The sequence below is a fragment of the uncultured Psychroserpens sp. genome (assembly GCF_947494225.1).
Classification (GTDB): Bacteria; Bacteroidota; Bacteroidia; order Flavobacteriales; family Flavobacteriaceae; genus Psychroserpens.
In genome coordinates this window covers 301009-321172 of sequence record NZ_CANLUG010000002.1, presented here as the reverse complement: position 1 = coordinate 321172, position 20164 = coordinate 301009, and the positions used below count along the sequence as shown (strand labels likewise).

Sequence of the window (20164 nt, the reverse complement as noted above, 5' to 3'; positions counted from 1 at the left end):
TACAATTGTAATATATTTTAACAACCGACGTTATTCCATGAAAAATTGCAGATATGTCTATTTCCATTGATGAAAGTAATCCATTAATTTTCGACAAATTAGATTGCAAAACGCGCATTAATTAAAGTTTAGTATTTTTACTAAATAAACCAATACTCTTTATGGAAACCTTAGTTCTCGAAGCTGAAAAGTATGTTGTAGGATTTTTAAATGAAAATTTAGATCCAAAATTTGTTTATCATAATCTTGCACATACACAACGTGTAGTTTCCAAGGTAAAAGAGCTTACTGAAAGTAGCAATCTTTCAGAAGATGAAAAACACATTCTAGTAATTGCAGCTTGGTTTCATGATACTGGATTTACAAAAACGATTGAAGGTCATGAAAAAGAAAGTGTACAAATTGCGGATCACTTTTTAAAATCTAAAGAGGTTGAAGCAACTACTATTGAGCTTATTTCTAATATTATCTTAGCTACACAAATGGGTTATGAGCCAAAAAACCAATTGGAAAGCATTATAAGAGATGCTGATTGTGCTCATGTATCTAGTAAAAACTACGATGAATTTGCCTCTTTATTACGTAAAGAATGGGAATTAACTCAAGACAAGTTTATTTCCAAACCTAATTGGGTTAATGATAACATTTCATTTTTAACCAATCACACATTTTATACAGACATAGCTGCAAGTAAATGGGAAAAACGTAAAGGAAAAAACTTAGCTAACCTTTTACAAAGTCAGAATAAAATTAAAGAAAATACCGAAAAATTAAAACAGAAAAAAGCAGAACTAAGTTTTAAAAAGCATAAGTTAGATTTGCCGGAACGTGGTATTGAAACCATGTTTAGAGTAGCACTTAGAAATCATATCACTCTAAGTGATATTGCCGATACTAAAGCCAATATTTTGCTTTCTGTAAATGCTATTATTATCTCTTTAGTATTGTCAAATTTAGTATCTAAACTTGATAACCCTTCAAACGACTACCTCATTTGGCCAACAGTAATTTTTGCTGGGTTTACCGTTGCATCTATTGTATTATCTGTATTAGCCACAAGACCAAACGTTACTCAAGGAAAGTTTAACAAACAAGATGTTGCCGATAAAAAAGTTAATTTATTATTCTTCGGAAACTTTCATAAAATGAAGCTTGATGAGTTTGAATGGGCCATGAACGAAATGATGCAAGACAGAGATTATCTTTACAGTTCGCTCACTAAAGATTTATATTTCTTAGGTCTCGTTTTAAATAGAAAGTATAGTTTACTACGCACAACGTACACAGTCTTTATGATAGGTATTGTTGTGAGTGTAATTGCTTTTGGTATTGCTTTTCAGACCGCAGGAATTCATCCTGGACAATAATCTGAACCTAAGTAACATAGTGGTTATTAGGCCTTAATTTCTTTCATTAAATCGTCATAAGTATAAAAGGACTTATCGTCTTGATCTGTGTGGTACAGTACACTTACACGTATTGCTTTTAAACCTGTAACCGCCTGTAAATCTTGTAATTCTACAATTTCCACATCGTCATCCAAATACTTTTTAGATTGTAAGAATTTCACATATCTTAAATATTCTCTTTCGTCTTGCTTTTGAGAATATACAATACTTATCTTTCCTTTTTGGGTAACCCGTTCTGTAGTTCCTTTAATATAAGCCTTATCAACACGTTTTTTTACAATTTCATATCTGGCATTATAAGTACCATCTACATCAAATTGTTTTTCATCCATTCTAAAACTAATAGACAAAGGTTGATTAAACACTAAAACCATCGATGCTACATCCAACTTTACAGGAAAATCAGATTGCATAAGATAAAAGGCATTCTCCATTTCACACATCACCTGCAATTGCCACAATCTCAAATTATACAAATAGATTGGGTTGAAACTATCCTCTTTGGTAATAGACTCTCCAATATACATGTTATGCTCAACGCCATCGGTTTTAAAACGCTCAAAATAATGAGGATACATAGCCTGAGCATCTATTTGCTTTTTATCTAAAAGTGCTGCCATTTCCTTATTTACTAAAGTAATGGTATCATCGTAATCCTTTCTATGTTGATACAACACATTGACCTTATCGTCTATGCTGTCAAAGTAAGATTTTACTTGACCTCTTAACTCATTATCATTTTTAAAATGCTCTAATAATGGATCAATATCTTTTCGTATAAATGCCGAAATTTGCTGCTCACTATCCACCTGAAAATGGGTATTGAGCCCATCTAAATAATCATTTATTTGATATAAGTATTGCTCGTAAATTGGTAAGTTTTCAATTTTTAGTGCATTTTCAATTATTGCTTTAATAGCATTCAACTGAATAGTTAAATCCTGTTGTGTAGCCCAATTTCTTGCATTGGACGACCCTTTAATATCAATTTGACCATATAATGGGTAGATATTATCAAAAGCAATTTTATTAAAACTAGGTTCATTTCCATTAAGTTGATCCTTAATAAATCGTCTTGCTTCCTTTTCAAAACGCCAATTTACACTAGGATGTATAGACGTACATTCTTGCTGAATAATAGCTTCAATTAGGTTCTGTTCTTCATTTTTTGAACGTTCAACAGCAGATACAATAAATGGCATAACATCTACCAATTTATTAGCATTTATACTGTTCAGAACTTTAGGTTGTTCAGATACTATTTCTAAAATTCCCATTAAACCTTCATCATTAGCTATTGGAGCTAATATGGCGCTTTTAATATTTTGGTCCTTCAATGTTTTATACTGAGGTGCTTTACCTTTTGAAAGCTCATAATACCTATCAACATCAGAAATCGCATAGAAATTCTTTTCTCTAAGTAAGGTCTCATAAGACATACTACATAGCGCATTTTTACATGAATTAACTTCTAAGTTATTAAGTAAGAAGCTATTCATAGCAACGCCATAAACACGTTCAAATGCATCTTCTTCATCATTATAAATTGAAAATCCAACCTTAATATCTTTAAGGCCTAATAGTGATCGAAAAACTTCTTGAAAGTCTTCCATAAATCCTTCGTCTTTCCTTTTATCTTCACCAATTAATGTTGTTTTGATATTGGAAATAGATTGATCGTCTGTAACATTAAAAATATTAGAGATAACAAATCCTTTAAAGGTATAACTGTTAGGTGGAAACTTCTCCTTCCACAAGGCCATGTTCTCGAAATTATCTAATAATTCATCTACATCTTCTTGTGTGATTTTTGGTGCGTTCTTTGCAGGAATAATTTCTGTAAAATCTGCATTATATAATATTTTATAAAATTGCATAATACCATTGGCATCTGGAATTTCATAATAAAAAGGTCTTTTGAAATTAATATTGTGACCATAGCAAAATGCTAAGATAATAGTACATGCAATAATATACTTATCATCCTTAGGCATGTTTTTGATTTCTAATTCAAAATCATCACCTGCCGTTTCTATAATGGTTTTAAAACGTTCAGAAGAATTAAAAATAAGGTTATGGAAAGGAACTGACGCTGTTTTGATTTCATTTTTTGTCAATACAGGGCTAAAAGAATCTTGTAAAATAATACTAATTTCTTTTTCTCTTTCTTTTAGGATAGAAGGATCGCTAAACCCTTCACTTAATTCAGGGTAACCTTCAGCTGTTTTAAGGACACGTCTAGCCTTAGCAGCAATGAATTCATCTTCACTTTTTGCCAATTCTTCATAGTGCTCAAGTAGTTTATTAAAACTAACCTTAAGTTTAAATGGAGATTCTATATTCTCATTTATATCACTCATACCAACTGTTTCTTGCATGCAAAGTTACGAATTAATAGTTAAATCGTTATTAATTAAGACTTCACTCGTGGCAGAATGTTACAAGAATTTATGTTAAAAATGTAAGATTTATTCTCTATAAAGTTAGATTCGTAAAAATTATCATGGTCATTTAGGACTAAATATCCCAAAAAAATAAATCAAACTGACGATCCAAGGTTGTTACTTTTTCATGATACTAATCGCTACACCACCTCCTTGCGCCAATTTCAATTTTAATTTAGAATTTTGGTTAACTGTAATGGTTTCAATAGTAATCGCAAGCGGGTTTTTATCCCAATGTGCATCTTTTCCATCTTTATAAATTGTAGCAGTATACTCTTGGTTAGGCTCCAAAAAGTCAAAACTCAAGTCTATGTCTCGAGCGTTTTCATCGGTTATGCTTCCTAAAAACCAGTTACCTGTCTCACGTTCTTTACGTGCAATTGTGACATAGTCACCAACTTCTCCATTTAAAACTCTTGTTTCGTCCCAATCTACGCCAACATCTTTTATAAATTGCATAGGCTCTGGATTGGCTTCATAATGCTCTACTAAATCTGCTGCCATCTGTATGGGACTATAAATGACAACATACAATGCTAATTGTTGCGCTAAAGTGGTGTTAACTTGGTTTTCAGATTTATATTCATCAAATTTTATATTGAAAATTCCTGGTGTAAAATCTATTGGTCCAGCCAGCATCCTTGTAAATGCCACAATTGGTAAATGTTCAGGAGGATTTCCTCCATCTTGAGCCCAAGCATTAAATTCTTGTCCGCGAAGCCCTTCTCGCGAAATGGTATTAGGATATGTTCGTCTTAAACCTGTTGCTTTAATAGGCTCGTGAGCATTAATCGCAACTTCGTACTTAGCAGCTTTTTCAACAGTATTGTTATAATGGTTGACCATATATTGTCCATGATGATATTCTCCTTTCGGAAGAATTTTACCTACATAACCTGTTTTTACGGCATGCATTCCATATTTTTTCATCAATGCAAAGGCTGCATCCTGCTGTTTTGTATAGGTTTCTGTTGCTGCAGAAGATTCATGATGCATAATAATGGAGACACCTTTTTCTTTTCCATAGCGCACCACTTCATCTATATCATAATCGGGATAAGTCGTTACAAAATCAAAAACACCTTCTCTATCTTCAAAACCAATCCAACGCTCCCAGCCAGTATTCCATCCTTCTACCAAAACACCCTTAATGTTATTTTGAGCGGAAAAGTCTATTAATCGTTTTACATTTTCTGTTGTTGCTCCATGTCTGCCATGAGCCTTCCCTGTATCTACCCATTGACCATCAATCATTTCCATTCCATAATCCCATGACGATTTTCCTAAATGCATTTCCCACCAAACACCAGTATATTTCATAGGTTTAATCCAAGATACATCTCCTAATTTATTTGGTTCATTAAGGTTTACGATAAGATTAGATGCAATTAAATCTGGAGCATTATTTGTAATTTGAATGGTTCTCCAAGGCGTGTGAAAAGGTAATGTACGCTTCACTTTATAAGGCTTATTCTCTGTACCGACCAAATGACTTTCAAGGCTAAGATTGTCTGTATCAACTTTCAAAGTCATTCCAGAATAATCGACTAAAGCTGCTTCATGAAAACTCAAATGTGTACCGTCGTCACCAACCATAGTCACAGGTGTGTTGACAGCGTTTTCTGGAATATAAGTCTGCGCCAAGTTAACATGACCAACATATTTTAAAGCATCAATTTCAGAAAGTTTTGTTGTACTGTATAAGTGCTCATAAATATCCCAATCTCCTGGTATCCAAAACGTCTTATAATCTTGAGTTAAATTAAATTGTGTGCGTTCTTCTAAAATCTCAACAGCCTTAAGTCTAGCCTGTTCTGGAAATTCGTATCTAAATCCAACACCATCGTCATAAACTCTAAACACTACATTAAGAAATCGCTCGGGAGACACTTTTTCTTGCAACATTATTTTTAATTCCCTGTAATTATTAACAACATCTTTCTGCTCTCCCCAAGGCATCTGCCAAGTTTCTATATTCGTTTTTGTTTCAGAATTTTTAATAATAAAGTTCTTATCAAATGCAGGTGCATCTTTAAACTCAAAACCTAAATACGACGTGTCAATTATGACATTACCATCTCGCATTACTAAATAATACGGCTGACCCTCTTCTGAAAGATTAAAACTCAATTTAAGTTGACCATTTGAAGACACTGCTTCAAAGGTTTTTTTCTCGTCGAAAGCATTACAAGAAAATAATAAACAGGTTAAGATTAAAGGGATAATTATTCGCATATCTTTATTATTTCTGTTCTAAAAGAACCATATCAAATTCTGAATCTATAGTTACTGTTCCGTTCTTCACGGTCACGTCTTGATTAGAGTACGCATCATGAAGCAGATCATCATCTTTATATATTTCAGAAACATTTATTGTTTTATTTCCTTTTGGCAAATCTAATCCAACAACTACTAAGTCCTTAAAGTTTCCGTCAGAAAAACTTCTGTAAAACACATAAGGTTCTTGTGTAATCATTTGGTGCACTCCTGCACCAACAGCAGGATGATTAACTCTAAACTGTCCTAGTTTTTGCCAATGTTCTAGCACTTTATTTCCTTTAACGTCAGCCCAATTCATCATTGAGCGCAAGGTCGCATCTCCAATTGTACCATCTACAACCAAACTTCTAGCCGATTCGTCTCCATAATATATTTGAGATGTTCCTGGAGTAAGCAAGAGCATTGTTCCTGTTTCGTATGCCTTTGTTCGCTCTGGGTCAAAAGGTTGTCCGTCATCATGTGAGCTCAAGTAATTTAATATACCGTAGCCTTTTAAATTCGTATGTAACTCATCTGAGTAACGTTTAAACACCTCTTCCTTAGATTGCTGAGCAACATTCCATTTTAGTTCAAAATTAATCAGACTCGTAAAAGCGTCATCAAAATAATTCACTTTTCTATCTCCAAAATCATAAGCTTTTCCAGAAGATATTCCATAGCCATAGACTTCGCCAACCAAATAAAAATCGTTGCTATCGAGTACCTCGTTTTTATGATTTTGTTTCCACGTTTTAAAAGCGTAATCGCATTCATTTTTAAACTCTTGCCATACATATTCTTCGGTATGTTTTACAGTATCAACTCTATAACCATCAATTCCAAATTCGGTAATATAATCTGTTAGCCATTTCATGATATAAAAGCGTGGCGCTCTAGGGTAACCCGTTCTTTCGAAAAACGCGTTAAGTTCTGCGATTTCCTCTTCGTAACGTCCTTCTGCTTTCCATTTTTCTACTAACTGAGGTGGTAATTCAACGGCTTCGTTGCTTTCGGTTTTAATGTCTGGTAAATTCTTTACCAAAGTACAGGTAATTGTATTCTCGTAATTAGTGTATTGACATTGAGGTTCGGTTCTCACCCATTCGCTTGGCCAAACTGGATCTTGTTCGGTCACTGGCCCAGTATGATTAATTACAGCATCTAAAAGAATTCTTATGCCTTTATCATGAGCCACTTTCACTAGTTGTTTTAAGTCTTCTTTTGTCCCGTAGTTAGGGTCAATAGCAGTCCAATCTTTTGTCCAATACCCATGAAAACCATATGTTACACCTGTACCTTCATCTGTCCCTCCATGAATTTGCTCTACAATTGGTGTCATCCATATAGCGTTAACACCTAAATCTGTAAAATAACCTTCCTCTATTTTTTGGGTTATCCCTTTAAGATCTCCACCCTTAAAACCACGAAGTTTTCCTGTTTCTTTAGTTCTTTCGAAGTTAATATCATTAGCTGTATCGCCGTTATTAAATCGATCTGTCAACAAAAAATACAAATTCGCAGCTTCCCAAACAAAAGGCGATTTAGGTTTCACATCTGTCGCTTCTTTTGGTGTTTTTTGACAAGAAATTATCATCGTAAAACTGCATACTATCAAAAATAAATGCTTCATAGGTTATTGTATTAATATTTTATACTCCCAAGGTTGAAGTGTTAGCGCTTCTCCAGCTTTCAATTCTATGTTGCTATCGGTCATAAAATCTACAAATGTGCCTGATGTTGTGCTATTAAACATTTGTTCGTTGTTAGAAAAGTTGCCAATAAATCTAATTTTTGACTTTCCTTTTTTTCTTACCATATCTAGCACATGCTCATTATTACTCACTAAACTCACAAAGGCAGCTCCATTTCGACCTCCATGTAGCGCCTCATTTTCTTGTTTTAGTACGGCTAACTTTTCTAATAATTGCCATGTCTTACCTTTGACTTTTGGTATAGAATCTTTTTCGAAAAATTTAAGTCGGTGAGCCAAATCATACTCTTGGCCTGTGTAAATTAATGGCATTCCTTTTTGCATATAACTAAAAACGGTCATGAGTTCTGAGGCGTCTCCCATGCGCTCTTTAATTGTTCCGTTCCAGGAATTCTCGTCATGATTAGTTACAAAATTCATGAGGATATCATTGGTTTCATAGTCTTTAAATATCTTGGTGGTATAGGCCTCAAAATCTTTGAGGTTTTTTTCTCCTTTTGCCAAGCTATTCAATAAATGGTGACCATCCCATGCGTATGCCATATCAAACAAGTCGTTTCCTTTCATTAATTCTGGTTCCCAGGCTTCAGCAAGCATAAAAATATCTTTTTGCTTACGTAATTCAGGAATTGTTTCTTGCCAAAAATCTAATGGTACCGATCCTGCGACATCACATCTAAACCCATCTACACCTTCTTTGGTAATCCAATAACTCATATCGTCTAGCATGTCTTTACGCATCGATTTATTATCATAGTTTAAATCGGCAACATCTGTCCAATCTGTCCCTTCTGGATGAATCACTTCTCCATCTTCATTTTGTGTATAATAATCAGGATTGGTTTTTAGCCATTCGTGATCCCATCCTGTATGATTAGGAACCCAGTCTAAGATAACATACATACTATTTTTGTGAGCCATATTAACGAGTTCTCTAAAATCTTCTATCGTCCCGAATTCTGGATTTATCTTTGTGAAATCTGTTACAGCATAATAACTTCCTAAATATTTGCTTTGTTCATCTTCAGGGAAATCTGAAGCAAATTTACTATCTGGACCTCCAGTTGCCTTTCGTTTCGTTTCCGAAATTGGAAACACAGGCATTAACCAAATAATCTTAACACCCAATTTTTTAAGCTCTGGGATATCTTTTGTGAATTCTTGAAACGTGCCTTCGGGTGAATATTGACGAATATTGGCTTCATAAATTATTGCGCTTTCTAAAATATCTTCGGAAATTGGTGCTAAAATATCCTCTGATGATTTGTCTTCAATGAGTACAGGCCCATCTTTTTTATCTGTTTTACAAGACCAGACCAATAGTGCAATTAGAGCTATAGTTAATACGTTTTTCATTGAATTAGTTATTTAGTTTTATTTCAATTTTTATTTCTTCTTCAGAAGTATTCCAAATAAATGGTTGTGTGATCATTTTGGTTTCATCATTCCAACCAACCAATACAGTTTCCCCATTAATTTTAATTTTTTTGGGTTTCTTTATAATATTATGAATTGTCAGAACAATTAGTTTTGAAGATTTATAATTGATATTTATTTTATGTCTTAGTTCAAATCTTAATTTATTCCCTTTTCTTTTAGACTGAAATTCTAAAATTTCATACTCTTTTGTTTGAATGTTATCTGTTGATTTACCATCATCAGAATACATTTTACGTTTACTTTGTGTGACCGAATCATCATGAAAATAATGCAACTGAATTTTATTAGAGTCTAAATTTTTTGTACTATTCATGGCTTCTGTCATCGGAACAAAAGCTCCTGCTCTCACATAAGTTGGAATAGAATTCTCCTTAGTTGCTACAGTTCTTGTTTGTCCGCCTTCAATTCGCTCATCTGTATAAAAATCAAACCATATATTGTCATTCGGAAAATAAACTTCTTTTTCTTTTTGCCCCGCTTTCAAGATTGGAGCCACAAGGATGTCCTTTCCCCATAAGTATGCATCTGAATACGTAAATAAATCTAAATTATCCAGTTCATCAAAAAACAAAGGGCGCATCAAAGGTGCTCCTGTTTGATTATTCTCATACATCAAATTGTAATTGTATGGTAATAATTTATACCGTAATTCAATGGCCTGTTTCGCTAAGGCTTTTACTTTATCACTTCTAAATACCGGTTCACTTGGGACATCTTCTTGCGCATGCGGGCGATAGATAGGTTGAAATACGCCGTATTGAAGCCATCGCACATACAATTCATCATCTAGGTTAGCACCTGCAAATCCACCTAAATCACTGTGCATATATGCTAGCCCTTGCATTCCCATTTGAAGTGCTATTTCGGGTTGAGATTGTAGACCTCCCCAAGTTCTATTCACATCACCAGACCAAGGGATCATACCATAGCGTTGTGAGCCTGAATACCCAGCGCGCATTAAAACAAATGGTCGTAAACTCGGATTGGCTTTTAAGCTAGATTCATAAACCAATTTTGCCCAATCATGACCATAGATATTATGAACTTCGTCGGCTGTGCCATTAGCATGAATTAAAGCAGATGGGTGTACTTCGGGTTCTCCTAAATCTCCCCAAAAACCACTAACACCTAATTGAGACAAGTCTTTATAAATAGCATCAAACCATTCCTTTCCTTTATTGCTATAGATATCAATTAGACCTGTATTACCAAAGTAAAAATCATAGGTAAATGGTTGTCCTAAAGAATCTTTAGCCAGAATATCTTTTCTAACCGCTTCATCCCAACGATTAGATGTTGTTAATACAAAAGGCTCTGTAATAAGAATGGTTTCCACATTTCTAGCCTTTAAATCGGCAATCATTTGCTTTGGGTTTGGAAATGAATCGCGATCAAATGCCAAGTTTCCCATGGTGCCTTTAATGTCTTTCCCAAACCAATATAAATCAAGAATAATAGCATCTACAGGAATATTATCAGCTTTAAATTTATCGATGGTTTCAATAACTTCATTTTGAGAATGATACCCAAATCTGCTTGAGAAATTACCTAAAGCCCAACGAGGTAACATTGGTTGTTTTCCTGTTAAATCTGTATAATTATCGACGATATCATACCAGGTTTCACCAACAACAACTTGATAGGTTTTACGACCAGAAATGGTTTCATAGGTCAGGGTATTGTCACTTTTACTATCTAAGTCTAAAAACCCAATTGGAGCATTATCAAAATGGATTAAATACTTGTTGGACGATATCACAATTGGCAATGTATAATTCATTAATTCTGAATGTGTCTCATATCCATAATGAGCGCGATTGTACAATTGCAATCGGTTACCACGACGATTCATACCAAGAGCACGTGCGCCTCCACCATATAAGACCTCATCTTTAGTTAGTTCAAATTGTATGGTTTCTAGGCTGTCATTTTTAATATAACCTGCCTTTTCAGAAATAATATGTTTGTCCTTGAAATAGTATGCAATCTGAAATGGTGATTTTTTAACAACGACATAGAGTCCATTAGTTTTAAGCAAAACATCGGCACCTCGTTCAGTAATTTGAACATTGGAGGTTTCAGGTTTTAATACTACAGCATGTGAATTTTCGTTTAAAGATTCTTCAATAGGAACAAATGTGGTTTCTATAATTTCAGAAGAAAAAGGTTTGATTATATAGTACCCATCACTCACATTAACTTTTAAACTTGTTCCTTGTGTTTCGGCACTTTTAAATAGACGATTAGGGTTTTGGCTAAACCCTATAGCAACACAGAAAATGGAAATTAATGTAAATAAAAATGTCTTCATTTAGTGTCCTAATAAAAATAGTAATGGTTGATCAAATCGTTTGTTCCATGAATTTTCTGAGTGGTCTGTACCATCAAAAAATAGGTTAACAGCATTCGTTTTGGTATATCCTTTTTGCTTTAAAATCTTGTCTACTCTTGGCGCATATTGCGGATAAAACTGGTCTAAAGTCTTGTTTCCATAATCAAAATATAACTTGTGATTTTTAGACGAAGGTAAATTTGCCTCCATATATTGGAATATAGCTTCAGGTAAGGGGTTAAACTCTGCTGGTGCACCTCCAACCCAATGCGTTGAGATACAAGCAGCACCTCCAAAAATATCTGGATATTCCGAAATAGCGTACATAGACATTAGACCGCCCATACTGGAACCCGCTACAAACGTATGCTCTTGTGTAGGTATAGTTGCGTAAGTTTTATCAATAATAGGTTTTAATTCTTCTACAATAAATTTGAGATAGTTATCTCCACTGAGTTTAGTATCCTTATTTGCATTAGCTGCTCTTTCAAACAATTTTTGAATGGTTTCTTTATCTAAACTTTCAAAAGCCTTTTGTGGAAATAAATCCATCCATCTTATTTGTGGAATATTATGAACGCCAACCACGATAAAATCTCTAGTCTTTTTACTATTCATTAATTTAGATGCCCAATCGTCTACTTTCCATTCTTGCTTATTCCAAGTGGTTGTAGAATCAAATAAATTTTGACCATCGTGCATATAAAGTACTGCATATTTTTTCTTGGGTGAGTAATCTTTTGGTAGCCAAACATCAACAGGTCTTGCCTTAATATATTGAGAAGGAAAAGCCTCAGCCCTGTATAAACTACCTTCATAAAGTACAGCGTCTTTAAGTTGTTCAAACGAGACGTCCTTTGTTTTGGATGGGCTCTTACTTTGAGATTGGCAGCTTAAGTTGCACATTACTACCGATAAAAATGCTAAAACAAATGTTTTCATATCTATTTTAATTTAGTAGTTAATAAAAGTGGACCCTTGGATCTTAATTCGATATTATCTCCCCAAACAAAAGTATCTCCAGATATGATATTTTTTAGTGTTTTCCCTTGAAGCCCTATTTCAGCATAACGCTTTAAATCTATAGTTATAGGCTCTTCATTTTTGTTGATAATCAAGACAACCGTTTCATCTCCTAAAGTTCGAAATAAAAAGTACGTGCCCATAAATGGTGAAAAATGAACCGTTTTTCCATCGTGAATAGCCTTGCTGTTTTTTCTATAATGAAGTAGGTTTTTAACGAAGGCCTGCATGTCTTTTTGCTGTGAAGACAAGCCTTCTCCTGTGAACGCATTCACAGAATCACCTTGCCATCCTCCAGGATAATCTGTTCGTATTAATCCATGATCTCCTGGCTTCTCAAAATCATCCATAAGAATTTCGGTACCGTAATACATTTGTAAAATTCTAGGCATCATGGCATAGGTTGCAACAGCCATTTTTGTATTGTTAACATCACCTTTCAGTTGTGTAAAAATACGACTCATATCATGGTTTCCTGGGAATATCATGATACTCTTTGGATTGGCATAATGAAAATCGTTTGCTAAGCCTTCATAGATTTTCACCAAACCTTTATCCCAAGATTCATCCTCATTTAAGGCTTCAACAACTTTGGCTTGCATAGCAAAATCCATTGTAGATTTTAAATTAGAATCATAGCCATCTCTGTTATTCGCACCTTCTTGCCAGTAACCAATAAGCAACGGGTTATAACTCCACTCTTCTCCAACAATATTAAAATTTGGGTACTCGGTCATAATGGCTCCAGCCCAATCACTCATAAAGTCCTTATCGGGATACGGATATGTATCTTGGCGAATACCATCTAATTGAGCTGTTTCTATCCACCAAATACTATTTTGAATGATATACTTTGCCATAAATGGATTACGCTGATTTAAATCTGGCATTGCCGACACAAACCATCCTTTAGAATTTCCATCTTTGTCATGCTGAGCCGCATAGATATCTTGATTAGATGTACGTCTATGATTAGAATGTGTTGTTGTTCTCCAATCCCAATTATCTTTGTTTTTTTCGTAATTTTCTTGAAGATTTATCCAATCCTTAAATGGTAAGTCTTTCATCCACCAATGTTCTAATCCGCAATGATTGGCAATTTGATCCATAATAAATTTCATGCCTTTATCTTTGAGCTTTTTAGATAGCTCTTGATAGTCATCTAAGGTTCCAAATCTAGGGTCTATTTTGTACAAATCTGTAATGGCATAACCATGGTATGAGCCTTCTTTCATATCATTGATTAACATTGGCTGTGGCCAAATAGCGGTAAAGCCCAAATCTGAAATATAGTCTAAGTTCGTTATTATACCTTCAATATCACCTCCATGACGTGCATAACTATCACTTCTATCAATGGTATTTTCTAACAAAGCAACTTGCCCTTCCTTGGCTATTGGTGTATCATTATTTGGGTTCGCATTAGCAAAACGGTCTGGTGTTATGAGATAAATAGCGTCACTGCTATCAAAACCAATAAAATCTTCGGCAGGTTTTAAACGTGTTTTCAGTTGATATGTGTGTATAAGCTCATTGCCTTTATCGTCGTTAAATCTAATATTAAAGGTTCCTGCTTTAGTATCTTCTGAAATGAGCAAATCAATAAACAAATAATTGTTACTAATATCTCCTTTAGTTACTTTTTCAATCGTCACACCTTCATAAGAAATGCTAGGTGTATATCCTCCAATATTGTCATGTTTCACCAATAATTGAAGTTGCTCATTCTCAAAACCTACCCACCAGTTTGGTGGCTCGATCCGATCAATATCATTTTGATTAATAAGCTCTGATTTGGTACCGCTTTCAACACTATTTGATTTGGTTGAATCTTTACAAGACACACTTAAAACAATGATACCTAAGAAAAATAAATAGATGTGTTTTTTCATAATTAAAAAGTTTAAGTGTTACGTTTTGTTTACACAGTAACCATATTATTTGGACTTATCGTTACCAATTCACCATTAACAAGAATATTTAAGTCATTATAACCTTCAAGTTCAAAGTAGGTATGACCTTTACAAACATTGACTTTTATAATCTGGTTTCTAAAGTTCACTTTAAAAGAATACGCATCCCATTGTTCAGGTATTTTAGGTTCGAAAGACAAGGTGTTATCTACAATACGCATCCCGCCAAAACCTTCAACAATACTCATCCACGTTCCTGCCATAGATGTAATATGAAGTCCTTCTTCTACTTCTTTATTATAGTCGTCTAAATCCAATCTTGAAGTTCGTAAATAAAATTCATATGCTTGTTCCATACGACCTAATTTTGCTGCTTGAATACTGTGCACACATGGTGACAATGAACTTTCATGTACTGTAAAAGGTTCATAAAAATCAAAATGACGTTCTAACTCTTCTATCGAAAAATGATCTTCAAAAAAGTAGAATCCTTGCAAAATATCAGCTTGTTTGATGTATGGTGAACGTAAAATTCTATCCCAAGACCATTTCTGATTAATAGGACGTTGTGAGCGATCTAAATCGGCGACCGTAATTAATTCTTTATCTAAGAATCCATCTTGCTGCAGATAGACGTTTTTATCTTCGGAAAACGGAAAGTACATGTTACTTGCTACTTTTCCCCATTGAGATATTTCGGCTTTAGACAGCTTAGTTTTATTCATAATTCTGGTAAAATCAGAATTATAATCGGCTTCAATTTTATCAATGTTTTCAATAGCATAATCTATACACCATTTTGCGATATAATTTGTGTACCAGTTATTATTGACATTATTTTCATATTCATTTGGACCAGTAACACCTAGAATAACATAGCTTTGTTTTGCCTCAGAAAAAGTTGCGCGCTGGTGCCAAAATCTGGCTATACCTATCAAAACTTCCAACCCTTTTTGAGGAATGTAACTATAGTCGTCTGTAAAACGATGATAATTATAAATTGCAAAGGCAATTGCTCCATTTCTATGAATTTCCTCGAACGTAATTTCCCACTCATTGTGACATTCTTCGCCATTCATGGTTACCATTGGATACAAAGCAGCACCATTAACAAAGCCTAATTTTTCGGCATTCTCAACTGCTTTTCCTAAATGATTGTAACGATATTCTAATAAACTTTTGGCAACATTTTGATCTTTGGTTGCCATGTAAAAAGGAATGCAATAGGCCTCGGTATCCCAATAGGTACTTCCACCATATTTTTCTCCGGTAAAACCTTTAGGACCAATATTTAATCGAGCATCTTTTCCAAGATAAGTTTGATTTAATTGAAAGATATTAAATCTAATACCCTGTTGTGCTGCTACATCGCCTTCAATGGTAATATCTGCCATATCCCAAATTTTAGCCCAAGCTAATTTTTGTTGTTCTAGGAGAGCATCAAATCCCATTTCAGAAACTTTATTAAGCGTGTTTTTAGCTATTGAAATTAGCTCATTTTTATCATGATTTCTATCGGTAGAATAACCTCCAAATTTTGTAAGTGTTATGGTATCTCCTTTCGTAACTTGATTTTGGTAGGTAAACTCTATTCTATCAATGGTATCGCTAATGGTTTTATTTTGTTTTAGCACATTACCATTCAATGCCACTTGTGTTTTCATTGCAGTACACACATAAAAATGTGTTTTCATTGTTTTAGATACAATAAACGCCTGCTCATTGTCATGGTTCACGCTTAATACATCCCAAAATGTATCATCCCAATTAGAGTCTTCATTAGTAATTCCGTTATCTAGATAGGGAGAAAAATCAATTTGAGCGTCATTATTTAAAGGAGTTACATGATACTCAATCGCTCCTACCTCATCAATATCTAAGCTCAAAAACCGTTTGGTTTCAACTTTTATTTCAACAAAATTTTGCAGTGTTGCTCTAAAGCTCCGCGACAACCATCCTTCTTTCATATTAAGTTCTCTACGGAAATCATCAATTTTATTGCAATTGGCCAAATCTAAAATCTCACCATTAATGGTTACATTAATACCAATCCAGTTTGGGGCATTCAATACTTTTGCAAAGTATTCTGGATACCCATTTTTCCACCAGCCTACTCTCGTTTTATCAGGATAGTAAACACCTGCAACATAACTCCCTTGAAATGTAGCGCCAGAGTAGTGCTCTTCAAAATTAGCACGTTGTCCCATGGCTCCATTCCCTAAACTCATTAAGCTCTCAGAAGATTTTACGCGCTCGGCATCAAAACCTTCTTCTATAATTGACCAGTTATCTGGTTGTATATAATTATTATTCATTTTAGTTTATAAATCAGTTGTCAATTGATAAATTTTTTGGTTCTTTTTTAATCTTACCTGAAATGATATCCTCAATAAACGTTATCGATATTTCGGTAAAATTTTTAAATACAAAATCTGCCTCATGAAGCACATCATTTTCTCCAATTCCTATGGCAATCATATGAGCAGCATTTGCCGCTTGAATGCCTGCAACAGAATCTTCAAACACAATACAATCTTCTGGTTTAATTTGTAATAATTGTGCTCCTATTAAAAATACCTCGGGATCTGGTTTTGCTTTAGACACATCATTTCCATCAACAATAGATTGAAATTTTTCAAGCAGATTTACCTTGGTTAATATCGATCTGGCATTTTTACTTGCCGAACCTAAAGCAATGCCTTGCTCCTTTTCAATAAGCGTATTTAATATTTTTGTCACATCTGGTAAGATTTCAGACTCATCCATACCATTGATATAATTCAAATAATTATCATTTTTTAAACCCATGAGTCTCATGAATTCATCTTCTGAAAGAGATGTATTTCCCCATTCTAATATTTTTTCTAATGAACGTACCCGGCTTACACCTTTAAGTTGTTCATTTTGTGCTTCGGAAAAATCAATACCAATACTATTGGCTAATTGTTTCCAAGCTAAGAAGTGATACTTTGCAGTATCAACGATAACCCCATCGAGGTCAAATATGAATCCTTTTTTATTCATTTTATATATCTTCGGCTTGATACGTAATAGCGTTTTTATTTGTAATCAATAAGTTGCACAATCCTGCTATTACCAGACTAATCCCGGCAACAGTCATGGCATTAATAGCCTCTTTTCCTAGTAATCCAGAAACAAAATTAATACCTCCAAGCGCTGCAATAATTTGAGGTATTACAATAAACATGTTGAAAATACCCATAATAACTCCCATTTTTTTAGGGTCAACAGAGCTTGATAACATAGCATAAGGCATGGACAAAATACTTCCCCAAGCAAAGCCAATCAATGCAAAGCACCATTTCAAATTTTCTGGCGACGTGTAATTCATTAAAAGGAATCCCAATCCGCCTAGCATTAAAGAGCCCATATGAACATACTTTCTATTAATGCGTCGTTTAGATGTATAGAATGTTAAAATAAGAGCAAATGCCATTGATGACAGGCCATACACTCCCATTGCTGATCCTACAGCATTTGAAGATTCTTGAAAAGCAGTATTTACAACATTGAATGCCTCAACTTGCGCTGGTATATCCATATTATATTCACTCTTCACTGGCGCTGGTGTCTTAAATACATGTTCTGTTAGTGCGGGGTTGGCCAAACTCCACATTGTAAAAAATGCAAACCACGAAAAAAACTGGATAAGTCCGAGTTTTTTCATTGTTAAAGGCATGCTTCCAATATTATTTAAGATGTCTGGAATGAATTGATTTTTCCTCGCTTTTTCGCGTTTGAATTCTTCCATATCTTCAGGTGGGTACTCTGAAGTTGTAAAAATGGTATAAAGTATACTCACTAAAAACACAAACGCACCAATTGCAAAAGCCACTTTCACAGACATAGGTACTACTCCAGAATCTGCAGAATTACTTACTCCCAATTTAGAAACCATCCAAGGTAAATTACTGGCCACCCATGTTCCTATTCCAATTATTAATGTTTGCACAACAAAACCATAGGAACGCTGCGACTTAGGCAGTTTATCTGCTACTAGTGCTCTAAAAGGTTCCATGGAAATATTTATGGACGCATCAAGTATCCATAAAAATCCGGCTGCCATCCATAATGCTGGCGAATGTGGCACGAAAAATAGTGCCAATGAACTTAGTATTGCACCAATAAGAAAATAAGGTCTTCGACGTCCTAGTTTAGGATGCCAAGTGCGGTCACTTAAATAACCAATAATTGGCTGAACGAGTAAACCTGTAAGAGGTGCTGCAATCCAAAGTAAAGGGATCGCATCTTTTTCTGCTCCTAAAGTTTGAAAAATTCGAGACATAAAGCCTCCCTGTAATGCAAAGCCGAATTGTATCCCTAAGAAACCGAAACTCATGTTCCAGATTTCCCAGAAACCTAGCGTGCGCTTTTTCATAATAGTATGTTTAAATTAATACTATTGACAAGCGATAAAACTTATCAAAACTTAAATGTAGAAGTGAAAATATAAGTTTTGATTAGGGTGTAAATATAATAAAGTTTTTATTTAATCCATGATAAATCTCTCATTTGGTCGATTCTCTTTCAATAAGATTCGTCTCAATAACGACAGTTTCGTAGATCTCTTCGGCCTCTTCATCTTCCTCTTCGATCTCTAATCTATTAATCAACAAATCGGCTGCTTTCTCGCCAATTTCTTGTCCGTGCTGACTCACAGTTGTCAAACTTGGTGTTGAATGTTTTGAGAGCACACCATCAGTAAAACTAACAACTTGAAGCGATTTTGGAATTTCCAAACCAAGTTTTCTTGCTACTTTAATTGCGGTAACGGCATAAAGCTCGTTGACTGCAAAAATGCCATCTATAGATTTGTTGGATTTAAATAATTGCTCTATTTCTGACTCCAATTCATCTAAATGATGATTAGACAATAATTTATCTTCAATTTTTAAAATTAGAGATGCTTTCGCCTCCATTTTATAATCCTCTAAGGCTTCAAGATATCCTTGCGTTCTTAACTTACCAACACTAACATAATCTTTAGTAGTAATAATCGCAATGTTTTTACAACCGCCAGACACCAATTTCTCAACAGCCTTCTTGGCGCCTTTTATATCATCTACAATAACCTTGTCGCAGGGAATTTCATTTACAACACGATCAAACATGACAATAGGCATTCCTTGATTTATAGTTTCAGTGAAATGATGATAATCTTGTTGTTGCAATGTTTCTTTGGCAATAGATAAGATAAAACCATCTATGCTTCCGTTGGCGAGCATTTGCATATTAATCACTTCCTTATCAAAAGATTCATTAGACAATCCAACAATAACGTTATAACCTCTCTTGTTGGCAACCAACTCAATTCCTGTAATTACGGTTGAGAAAAAATAATGGACAATTTCAGGAATAATAATGCCAATCGTTTTTGTTTTTCTATTCTTTAAACTTAACGCAATATTATTGGGTCTATAATTATAGAGTTTAGCAAATGCCTGAACTTTTTGTCGTGTATCTTCGCTTATTTCTATACTGTTTCTTAATGCTTTTGAAACCGTTGAAATAGATACATCCAATTCTTTTGCTATTTGTTTTAGGGTTATTTTTCGTTTCATTAGAGCTGTTTACAACTAGTCTATTTTGTTTAATAAATTAGTTTTAAAATT

At 34.2% G+C, this 20164-nt stretch carries 12 protein-coding genes; 1 reads left to right on the top strand and 11 read right to left on the bottom strand.

The features are described from left to right. The first annotated feature begins 161 nt into the window (after positions 1-161). Positions 162-1367 carry a Pycsar system effector family protein gene (locus Q0893_RS05470; protein ID WP_299273127.1) on the top strand — a complete coding sequence of 402 codons (1206 nt, stop codon included), beginning with the start codon at positions 162-164 and terminating at the stop codon, positions 1365-1367. Positions 1368-1393: 26 nt separating this feature from the next. Here the strand turns inward: Q0893_RS05470 and Q0893_RS05465 are convergent, their stop codons facing one another. From Q0893_RS05465 to Q0893_RS05415, 11 genes are all read right to left on the bottom strand, one after another. Continuing rightward, the gene (locus Q0893_RS05465; RefSeq protein WP_298900588.1) at positions 1394-3787 is read right to left on the bottom strand and encodes a GAF domain-containing protein; all 2394 of its coding nucleotides are present in this window, start codon (positions 3785-3787) and stop codon (positions 1394-1396) included. A gap of 183 nt (positions 3788-3970) precedes the next feature. After that, positions 3971-6088 carry a glycoside hydrolase family 97 protein gene (locus Q0893_RS05460; RefSeq protein ID WP_298900589.1) on the bottom strand — a complete coding sequence of 706 codons (2118 nt, stop codon included), beginning with the start codon at positions 6086-6088 and terminating at the stop codon, positions 3971-3973. A gap of 7 nt (positions 6089-6095) precedes the next feature. Beyond that, positions 6096-7742, bottom strand: a complete 1647-nt coding sequence (locus Q0893_RS05455; protein ID WP_299273123.1) for an alpha-amylase family glycosyl hydrolase — start codon at positions 7740-7742, stop codon at positions 6096-6098. A gap of 3 nt (positions 7743-7745) precedes the next feature. Beyond that, positions 7746-9179, bottom strand: coding sequence for an alpha-amylase family glycosyl hydrolase (locus tag Q0893_RS05450; RefSeq protein ID WP_299273120.1), 1434 nt, complete (start codon positions 9177-9179; stop codon positions 7746-7748). Between the two features lie 4 nt (positions 9180-9183). Next, positions 9184-11574, bottom strand: coding sequence for a TIM-barrel domain-containing protein (locus tag Q0893_RS05445; RefSeq protein ID WP_299273117.1), 2391 nt, complete (start codon positions 11572-11574; stop codon positions 9184-9186). Beyond that, positions 11575-12537, bottom strand: coding sequence for an alpha/beta hydrolase-fold protein (locus tag Q0893_RS05440; RefSeq protein WP_298900593.1), 963 nt, complete (start codon positions 12535-12537; stop codon positions 11575-11577). 2 nt (positions 12538-12539) lie between these two features. Continuing rightward, positions 12540-14510, bottom strand: coding sequence for a glycoside hydrolase family 13 protein (locus tag Q0893_RS05435; protein WP_299273114.1), 1971 nt, complete (start codon positions 14508-14510; stop codon positions 12540-12542). A 29-nt stretch (positions 14511-14539) separates the two neighbouring features. Then, positions 14540-16846: a glycoside hydrolase family 65 protein gene (locus tag Q0893_RS05430; RefSeq protein ID WP_299273112.1), complete on the bottom strand. Its 2307-nt coding sequence runs from the start codon at positions 16844-16846 to the stop codon at positions 14540-14542. 13 nt (positions 16847-16859) lie between these two features. Next, positions 16860-17555 (bottom strand): beta-phosphoglucomutase, encoded by a 696-nt coding sequence (pgmB, locus tag Q0893_RS05425; protein WP_299273109.1) that lies wholly within the window; start codon positions 17553-17555, stop codon positions 16860-16862. A 1-nt stretch (position 17556) separates the two neighbouring features. After that, positions 17557-18930, bottom strand: coding sequence for an MFS transporter (locus Q0893_RS05420; protein WP_299273106.1), 1374 nt, complete (start codon positions 18928-18930; stop codon positions 17557-17559). Between the two features lie 130 nt (positions 18931-19060). Next, positions 19061-20113 carry a LacI family DNA-binding transcriptional regulator gene (locus Q0893_RS05415; RefSeq protein WP_298900598.1) on the bottom strand — a complete coding sequence of 351 codons (1053 nt, stop codon included), beginning with the start codon at positions 20111-20113 and terminating at the stop codon, positions 19061-19063. Positions 20114-20164: the final 51 nt, after the last annotated feature.